This is a genomic window from Streptomyces sp. CBMA29 (assembly GCF_014596445.1).
Classification (GTDB): Bacteria; Actinomycetota; Actinomycetes; order Streptomycetales; family Streptomycetaceae; genus Actinacidiphila.
Genome location: NZ_MECL01000194.1, coordinates 1 through 8,850, shown reverse-complemented (window position 1 = coordinate 8,850; position 8,850 = coordinate 1). Strand labels below are relative to the sequence as shown.

Sequence of the window (8,850 nt, the reverse complement as noted above, 5' to 3'; positions counted from 1 at the left end):
GCGACGCGCCGAGGGCCCTCATCCCGCCGGCGGCCCCGCCCGCCGCCCCGCTGGCCGGCCCCGGTCCTGAGGACCGCGAGGAACCCGCGGCCCCCGTCCCCGGACCCGCCGCGAAAGGGACGTAACCCGTCCGGCACGACCGGCCGTTCGCCCGTGCCGCGCACTGCCGCCGTACGGGCGACCCCTGTCACCTGTCAGGAGCGGACGGACCGGGCCCGCTCCTAGGGTGATCTTGTCCGGTCTGCGACGGGCAGGCCGTCAGGAACGGGGAACAGGATGACGACATCCGTCCGCAGGAGGACCGCCTGGGCGGCCGGGCTCGCCGCGACGGCCGCCGCGCTGCTCGGCGCCGTGGCCCCACAAGCACAAGCACAAGCACAGGCGCAGGCGCGGGCACAGGATCAAGCGGCGCCGAGCGGCCGGTCGCACCCGTACACCGACACGTACGCGCCGGGCGCACCCGCCGGTACGTCGTCCGGTACGGCCTCCGGTACGCGCCCGGCCGCGCCCGCCGTCACCGTGCCGCCCGGCGTCACCGCGGGTGTCGCCGTCTTCGACCGGCAGACCGGCACGTTCACCGAACAGCTCAACGCCGACGCGCAGTTCCGCTCCGCCTCGGTCGTCAAGCTGCTCATCGCCCTCGACAATATGTGGACCGGCGGCGTCCCCGCCGACCACACGCGGCTCGACGCGATGCTGCGCAGCAGCGACGACGACGTGGCCAGCGATCTGTGGGTGCGGGACGGCGGCAGCGCCATCGTCACGCGCATGGTGACCCGGCTCGGCCTCACCGACACCGCGCCGCCGCCCGCCGCGTACCCCGGCACCTGGGGCTACACCGCGCTGTCCGCCGCCGACACCGTGAAGATCTACCGCTATGTGCTGGAGAGCGCCCCTGCGCCGGTACGGGACCTGGTGACGGGCGATCTGCGCCAGTCCACCAGGTGCGGCGCGGACGGCTTCGACCAGCGGTTCGGCATCCCGACCGTCTTCGCGCAGCCGTGGGCGGTCAAGCAGGGCTGGTCAGGCTTCGGCGCGTCGGGCGACTGCGCGAACACGACGGCCGCCGCCTCCAGAACCACGGCCGCCGCGTCCAGGCCCCAGGCAGCCCCAACCGCCCCGCACGGCACCGCCGCCCCGGCCTCCGTGGACATCGACCAGGTCGCGCTGCACACCACGGGGACGGTCGGCGCGGGCGACCGTACGATCGTGGCCGTCTTCACCCTCCAGCCGCACGGCACGTCCTTCGGGGCCGCGTACACCAGCCTCGACCGGCTGGTGCGGACCCTGAACGTGCCCGGCGGCGCCGTGCGGCCGGGAAGCTGGTTCGGCACCTGGGGCAGCGGCGTCCACGTCAGGGCGGGCACCACGACGGGCTCTGCCGTGCTGACCAGTCTGCCGTCCGGTGTCGAGACCCTCGTCTCCTGCCAGAAGCAGGGCGACACGGTGTCGGCGCCGCCGTACACGAACGACTGGTGGGCGTATCTCCCGCAGTACGGCGGCTACATGACCAACATCTACCTCAACTCGCCGGACAACAAGCTGCCGGGCGTGCCCGACTGCTGACCGGCGAGTCGGGCAGATCGCTGACGGACCGTCAGGGGCGGTCCAGGGTGATGGAGTTGACCGGTCCGAGGTCGTAGTGCCAGGCGCCGCCCGCCACCAGGTCGTCGACGACCTGTCCGGTGCCGTTGTAGCCCGTCCACAGCCTCGCTCGGGCGCCGCCGGACTGGTTGTTGAGCACGTCGTGCCACCCGTACTGATTGCTCAGGTTGTGGGCGCCGTAGCTCCAGTAGACGAAGCTGGGGTGGTCGTTGCCCCAGTCCGTGTCGTTCGGGTAGATGCAGACGGCGCCGTACGGGCAGCCGTGGACCGTGCCGCCCGCCGCGTCGGCCTGCGTCGCGCCGACCGTCCCGACGGCCGCCACCGAAAGTGCCAGCGCCGCCACGCCCCGCATGACCTTGCCCATGTCGCTCTCCCACTCCCTCGCGGAAGCGGCCCTTCAAGGCCGCCACCAGCACCGTAGGAAAGGGGGACGGCCCGCCGCTCCTGACAGATGACAGGGCGGCGGGCCGTGACCTGACCGTCAGGACAGGCAGCCCACGCTCGCCAGGGCCTGCCTGAGCAGGACACCGCGACCGCCCGGCATCTCCTGCTGGAGCTGCGGCGAGGACGCCTCCCGCGGGGTGAACCAGACCAGGTCGAGCGCGTCCTGGCGCGGGCGGCAGTCGCCCGCGACCGGTACGACGTAGGCGAGGGACACCGCGTGCTGCCGGGGGTCGTGGTACGCGGTGACGCCCTCGGTCGGGAAGAACTCGGCGACGGTGAACGGCTGCGGGGAGGACGGGATCCGGGGCAGCGCCACCGGGCCGAGGTCCTTCTCCAGATGCCGCAGCAGCGCGTCGCGCACCCGCTCGTGGTGCAGCACCCGGCCCGACACCAGCGTGCGGCTGATCGTCCCGTCGGGCCCGATGCGCAGCAGCAGTCCGATGTGCGTGACTTCCCCGCTGTCGTCCACCCGCACCGGCACGGCGTCGACATACAGGATCGGCATACGTGCGCGCGTCAGCTCCAGTTCGTCGGGAGCCAGCCAGCCGGGCGTGGTTTCGGTCATGTCAGCCATCCGCTGATCGTACGTCGCCACCCGCCCGAGCACAGGCCCGGGAGCTGAACCGGACCCGCGCGGTCCGCTGTCCGGACCTGCGCGGTTGCCGCGCCCACCGCGATCCGCCGCCCTAGCCGCTCTTGCGGCCCAGGCCCGCGTAGACCCAGAACTCCGAGGGATTGTCCGGGATCTCGTCGGCCGGATCCGGGCGCCACAGGGGGACGTAGACCAGTCCCGGCGGGACCAGGCCGAAGCCGGTGAAGAGCGCGGCGATCTGGTCGTGGGAGCGGGCGGTGACCGGGGAGGTGGCCTTCGACCGGTAGAGCTGGCCGACGGCGGCGGCGGTGCCGGGGCGGTCCTGGTCGGTCGCGTGGCTCAGCGCGAGCCAGCTCCCCTCGGGCAGCCCGTCGCGGTAGGCGGCGACCAGCCCCTCGGGGTCCTCCGCGTGCGTGATGAAGTGCAGGATCGTGATCATCAGGACGGCGACCGGCTGATCGAAGTCGATCAGCTTCCGTAGCTGCGGCGAGTTCAGTACGTCGTCGGGCCGCCGGATGTCCGCGCTCACGATGTCGGCGTCCGGATTGTCCGCGAGCAGCGACGCGCTGTGCGCGACGGCCACCGGATCGTTGTCCACGTAGATCACCCGCGTGCCCGGCGCGATCGACTGCGCGACCTCGTGGACGTTGCCCTGCGTGGGGATGCCGGAGCCCAGGTCGACGAACTGGCGGACGCCCGCGTCGACCAGATAGCGCACCGCCCGGCCCAGGAAGGCCCGGTTCGCCCGCGCCAGCGCCCGCACTTGCGGGTCGATGGCGGTGAAGGCGGCCAACGCCTCCCGGTCTATGGCGAAGTTGTGCTCCCCGCCGAGCATCGCGTCGTAGATCCGCGCCACGCTCGCCTTGGCCGGATCCACGCCCTCCGGGACCTCTTTGCGTCCGGTCACCACAAGTCCCTTTCGACGGCCGCCTCTTGAACGGTCATCATAGAATCCTGGTGACGGGGCGCTGCGGGGTGCGTACGTCGCCACCGGGTGGTTTCGGCCGCCCGCCGCAACCGCTCGGCGGAAGGCACGACCCTGCGACACGAAGCGCACGAACAGCCCAAGGACAGCGCCCTCAAGGACGCGCCGGGGGCCGCTTCCGCGTTCCGCGAGAAGCCGCCGCCCCCGCGCCGCGGGCGGCTGGCGGTCGGTCCCGCGGCCGATGTCATCGGTTCCGCGCTCGATCTGCATATGACCGGAAACCATGTCGTCCACGCGATGGCGCCCGGATTCTGCGACGCCGCCTCCGTCTATCTGCTGGAGCGCTGGCTCGTCGACGAGAGCGCGGGGACGTCCGCCGATCCGCCGCAGATCGAGGCGAGGCGGCTCGCGCTGCGGTTGGGCGCGGCGGCGGCCGAGGGCACCGAAGGCGTCCTGCCGATCGACGAGGTGCTGGTCTTCCCGCGCCAGACCCCGTACGCCCGCGCGCTCGCCACCGGCCACGCCCAACTGCTCGACGCGGTCGACACCCACACCTTCGACCGGCTCGCCGCCTCGGGACGCGGCGACGCCCGCGTCCACGATCTGTTGCGCACCACGTCCTTCCTCGTGGTGCCGATACGTCTGCAGAGCGCCGTGATCGGCTTCATCGCCTGCACCCGCGGCCCGCACCTGCCGCCGTTCGGCCTGGAGGACATGGCGGGCGTCGAGTCGCTGGCCGCGCGGGCCGCGGTCGCCCTGGACAACGCCCGCAGATACGAGCACGAGCGCCGTACCGCGCTGGCCATCCGCAGGAGCATGCTGCCCGACACCGACCGGACCTTCGAGGGCTGCCGCGTCGCCCACGACTACCGGCCCGCGGGCCCGCACGACATCATCGGCGGCGACTGGTTCGACGTGCTGCCCAGGCCCGGCGGCCGGGTCGGCCTGATCGTCGGCGACGCCATGGGACACGGCCCGGAAGCCGCCGTCGCGATGATCCAACTGCGCACCGCCGCAAGGACGTTGGCCGCGCTGGACACCGACCCGCGCGAACTTCTGCACCGGCTCGACGCCCTCGCCGCCGACACCCCCGACGCCTCCTTCGCCACCTGCGTGTACGCCGAGTGGGACGCGGAACAGCACACCTGCACCGTCGTCGGCGCGGGCCACCCGCCGCCGTTGATCCGCGCACCGGGCGAGGCCGCCCGCCCCGTCCCGCTCGGCGCCGGACTTCCGCTGGGGCTCAGCGCCTGGAGCGCCGAGCCCTCGGTGCTGGAGATCCACCAGCCCACGCTGCTGCTGCTCTACAGCGACGGCCTGATCGAGAGCCGCCGCTCCGACATCGACGCCGGTATCGCCCGGCTCGCCCGCTCCCTCGACCACGGCATCGGCGAACGGGCGCCTGGCGGCCCGGGAAACGGTGTCGACGGTGTGGACGGCGCCCCAACCGGCCCCGGCGCGGACCCCGTTGGCGGCGCCGCCGCCCGCGCTACTGCCCGCGCCGCCGCCGAGGCCGCCGCACTGGCCGAAGTCGACGTCGGCCAGGAGCAGTTGCAGTCCCTCTGCGACACCCTCCTCCGCGACCCGCCCGCCGACGCCACCACGGACGACCGCACGGTCCTGCTGGCGGCGCTGACACCGGGGTAGGCCGCAAGCGTCGCGTGAAGGGGCGTCCGCCTGACGGCGCCTGGCACGCGGCCGAACTCCGTGAGGCGCTTGCGGCGGTCGTGCCGACAGGCTGACACCGGGACGGGCGCGCGGGCGCGTGCTCGGCGGGGCGCCTCCCGGACGGAGCGCGAAGGCCCGCCGCGCGTACGCGCCCTCGGGCGTACCCGCTTTCGGCCGTGGCCGGAAAACCGCGGCACACCGACGCGCCATTGACGTGTGCATGGTGATCTGGCTCACTGCTGTGCGGGACGTCGCTCCGCGCCCCTGCACTGACAACGCTGTCATCCGTGCTTCAAGAGGAGAGCGTCATGACCGTCCTTCGCAGGCTCAACAGGCTTCCCGGACATGGGGGAAGGTCCGGGCGTCCGGAGCCTTCCGAGCGCCCCTCGCACCCCCCGGCCGCCCCCGCGTTCCGTACCTCCCGCGCGCGGCGCGCGTCCGCCGCCGCGCTGGCCGCAGTCGGTGCGGTGCTGCTGGCGCTGGTGCCCGGCGGGACGGTGGCCGCGCAGACGCCCGTGCCGCAGCTCCGGGTGATGCCCTTGGGCGACTCGATCACGTACGGCTCCGGCAGCGCGACCACGTCCTCGTACCGGGCGCCGCTGGCGAATCTGGTGTCGCAACAGTCCGCGTACACCGTGCAGTTCGTCGGCTCGCAGACCTCGGGGACGCTCGCGGACCAGTCCAACGAGGGCCACGGCGGATACGTGATCTCGCAGATCCGCGACGGCATCGACGGCTGGCTGACCGCCGCCCACCCCGACCTGGTGCTGCTGCACATCGGCATCAACGACCTCAATCGCGGCATCGATGTGGCCAACGCCCCGGCCCGGCTGGCCGACCTGGTCGACCGCGTCTACGCCGACCGCCCCGGCACCGGCGTCATCATGCTCGGCCTCATCCCGACCACGCCCAACCTCGGTACGCAGGTGGCCGCTTACAACACGGCGGCCAAGCAGCTCCAGGCCACTGAGACCGCGGCCGGGCACAAATTCCGTTACGTGGACCCGCCCGCGCTGACCCCGGCCGAGTTCACCGACGGCCTGCACCCTGACGACGCGGGCTACCAGCGGATGGCGCAGGCGTTCTTCCCGGCGCTCACCAGCGCCTTCACCGGCGGATGGACGCCGGGGGAGCGGCAGTTGGACGCGGCGACCGAGTCCGGCACCACCGGCAGGGTGCGCTGGGGGGACTTCGACGGCGACGGCCGCGCCGACTACCTCACCATCGCCTCCACCGGCGCCGTCTCCGTCTGGCTCAACCGGGGCGGCGACGGCCACGGCGGCTGGGCCCCGCTCGGCCAGGTCGCCACCGGACGGACCGGCGACGCCGACCGGGTGCGGTTCGCGGACTTCGACGGCGACGGCAGGACCGACTACATCCTCATCGGCGACGGCGGCGAGATCTCCGTCTGGCTCAATCGCGGCGGGGACGGGCGCGGCGGCTGGGCCCCGCTCGGCCAGATCGCCACGGGACGGACGGCGGACGCCAGCCACGTCCGCTTCGCCGACTTCGACGGCGACGGGAAGACCGACTACGTCCTGATCGGCGCGGGCGGCGAGATCTCCGCGTGGCTGAACCGGGGCGGCGACGGGCACGGCGGCTGGGCGCTGCTCGGGCAGGTGGCCACCGGCCGGACGGCGGACGCCGGCCGGGTGCGGTTCGCGGACTTCGACGGCGACGGCAGGGCCGAGTACGTCCTGATCGGCACCGGCGGCGACGTCTCGATCTGGCTGAACCGGGGCGGGGACGGGCGCGGCGGCTGGATCAACGTCGGCCAGGTCGCCACCGGCGTGACCACCGACGCCGGCCGGGTCTCCCTGGCCGACTTCACCGGTGACGGCAACGCCGACTACATCCTCGGCGACAACACCACCCACGCCGCCACCGTCTACGTCTGGCAGGGCGGCGACGGCCACGGCTCCTGGAACAACATCGGCCGCGTCGCCACCGGCCCGGTCATCGGCTGACCACGCGCCCGAGGCCGTACGGCCGTGCGTGTACGGCCGTCCGTGTACGGCCTCGCGTGTACGGCCGCGCGGCCGTACACGTCCGGCCTCGGCGCCGAGCCTTCGCGCGGCCCGCGCCGGGCTCGCGGGCCCGCGAACTCCTGCCTGTTCAGAGGGGGTTCCGCGGGCCGCTTCCGTCGGGTCAGCTGATTCGGATGGGAGTCATGTGGTTGTTGCGCGGTGTTCATCAGGGGTTCTCGGACGGTGACGACCGGCCGCCTACTGTGATCGGGAGAGCTGGCAGGCAGAAAGGGAACTGTGGTGAAACCGACACAGGATTTTCCTGACGCACTGTCAGGCGGTGAGATGTCCGGCGAGGTGAGCGGCTTAACCGGACCTTCCGTCGCGGGCGGTGAACTGGCCGCCGCACGGCTGCGCGGCGAACGCGAGGCGCTGCTGCGGTACGTGGCGAAGCTGCTCGCCCCCGACCTGCGGCACGCCGAGGACGTCGTGCAGGAGACGCTGCTGCGGGCGTGGCTGAGGGCCGATCAACTGGACTGGCAGGACAGGCCGATCAGGCCCTGGCTGTTCAGGATCGCGCACAATCTGGCGGTCGACACCTGGCGCAAGGACCGCGCGATACCCGTCGGCAGCGCGGCCGACGTCCGCCCCGACACCGCCGACTGGGACGACCTCGCCGACCGCGTGGTGGACCGGCGGTGGCTGCAACAGGCCATGCGGCGACTGCCCTACGCGCACCACGAGGTACTGGTGCACGTGCACATCTACGGACGTGGCAGCGAAGAGGTCGCCGACGTCCTCGGGATACCCCGCGGGACCGTCAAGTCCCGTACCCACCACGCGATCCGCTCGCTGCGCCGCGAGCTGGGTGTGCTGGAGAACGAGGAGACGGCCGCATGACCCGTCCGCAACCGGCCGTCGTCGATCTGGCGGGCGGGCCCCTCCAGGTGTTCACCGACCACCGGGGCGCCATCTGCACGGTGCTGGGCGCCCTCGGCCTGGTCATCGCGGTGCTGGTGCTCACCAACCGGTCGGTCCGCCGGATCGGCGGATGGCGCGTGGTACGCCGCTGGGTGCGCCGCGAGAGCCGCCTCACCGCGAACGCCTTCACCGCGCCGCTGCGCGGATGGGTCCGCTACCGGCGGCAACTCCGGCTGCTGGGACGGCTCTTGGACGACCCCGGCGTCTGGCGGACCGGGGAGCGCGCGCTGCGCGCCGCCCACGCCGCCGCCCCCGACCGCTGCCGCCCGTACGGCGTGCTGGTCGGCGACGGAACCGACGACGGCCTCGTCGGCGTCCTCGTCGCGGGCCGGGACGTCCCCGAACCGCCGCCGCCGTGGGTCGCCGACGACCGCGACCCGCGCGTGTGGTGGAGCGCGTACGAGGAGTGGCACGACCTCCAACCCGTCGGACTCGCGGGCGGGTTGGCCCTCGGGGACAGCGCCGGCTGGGAGCAGGAGCCGGTCGCACCGCCCGTACTGATCGCCGCCGTCGGCGTCGAAGGGGGCCGCGCGGTCTTCCTCGACCTCGCCTCGGGCGCGCCGGTCACCTCGCTGGACGGCGACGAACGCGTCGCCCGCCCGCTCGTCCACGCGCTCGCCGCCCAGCTCGACCGGCGGCTGCCGCCCGGCGCCGTCACCGTCGCCGAC

The 8,850-nt window shown here is 73.3% G+C and carries 7 protein-coding genes and 1 pseudogene; 5 read left to right on the top strand and 3 right to left on the bottom strand.

The features are described from left to right. Positions 1-276: 276 nt before the first annotated feature. Positions 277-1,566, top strand: coding sequence for a hypothetical protein (locus BGM09_RS25815; RefSeq protein WP_223187603.1), 1,290 nt, complete (start codon positions 277-279; stop codon positions 1,564-1,566). A gap of 31 nt (positions 1,567-1,597) precedes the next feature. Here the strand turns inward: BGM09_RS25815 and BGM09_RS25810 are convergent, their stop codons facing one another. The 3 genes from BGM09_RS25810 to BGM09_RS25800 form a co-directional block, all read right to left on the bottom strand. Next, entirely contained in the window at positions 1,598-1,969 is a 372-nt protein-coding gene (locus BGM09_RS25810; RefSeq protein WP_188284099.1) for a hypothetical protein, read from the bottom strand. A gap of 117 nt (positions 1,970-2,086) precedes the next feature. Next, on the bottom strand, positions 2,087-2,614 hold the full coding sequence (locus tag BGM09_RS25805) for an NUDIX hydrolase family protein (RefSeq protein WP_223187605.1): 528 nt from the start codon (positions 2,612-2,614) through the stop codon (positions 2,087-2,089). Between the two features lie 121 nt (positions 2,615-2,735). Then, positions 2,736-3,476, bottom strand: a complete 741-nt coding sequence (locus BGM09_RS25800) for an SAM-dependent methyltransferase (RefSeq protein ID WP_223187604.1) — start codon at positions 3,474-3,476, stop codon at positions 2,736-2,738. Positions 3,477-3,635: 159 nt separating this feature from the next. Between BGM09_RS25800 and BGM09_RS25795 the strand changes: the two genes are divergently transcribed. The 4 genes and pseudogenes from BGM09_RS25795 to BGM09_RS25780 all read left to right on the top strand — a co-directional run. Then, a complete protein-coding gene (locus BGM09_RS25795) occupies positions 3,636-5,213 on the top strand; it encodes a PP2C family protein-serine/threonine phosphatase (protein ID WP_411158368.1) in 1,578 nt (525 codons plus the stop codon). Between the two features lie 329 nt (positions 5,214-5,542). Next, complete coding sequence (locus BGM09_RS25790; RefSeq protein ID WP_188284096.1) at positions 5,543-7,201, top strand: FG-GAP-like repeat-containing protein; 1,659 nt, start codon at positions 5,543-5,545, stop codon at positions 7,199-7,201. A gap of 345 nt (positions 7,202-7,546) precedes the next feature. Further along, a complete protein-coding gene (locus tag BGM09_RS25785) occupies positions 7,547-8,101 on the top strand; it encodes a sigma-70 family RNA polymerase sigma factor (RefSeq protein ID WP_188284095.1) in 555 nt (184 codons plus the stop codon). Next, positions 8,098-8,850, top strand: a pseudogene (locus BGM09_RS25780) (hypothetical protein); the annotation flags it as partial. The gene BGM09_RS25785 and the pseudogene BGM09_RS25780, both read left to right, overlap by 4 nt.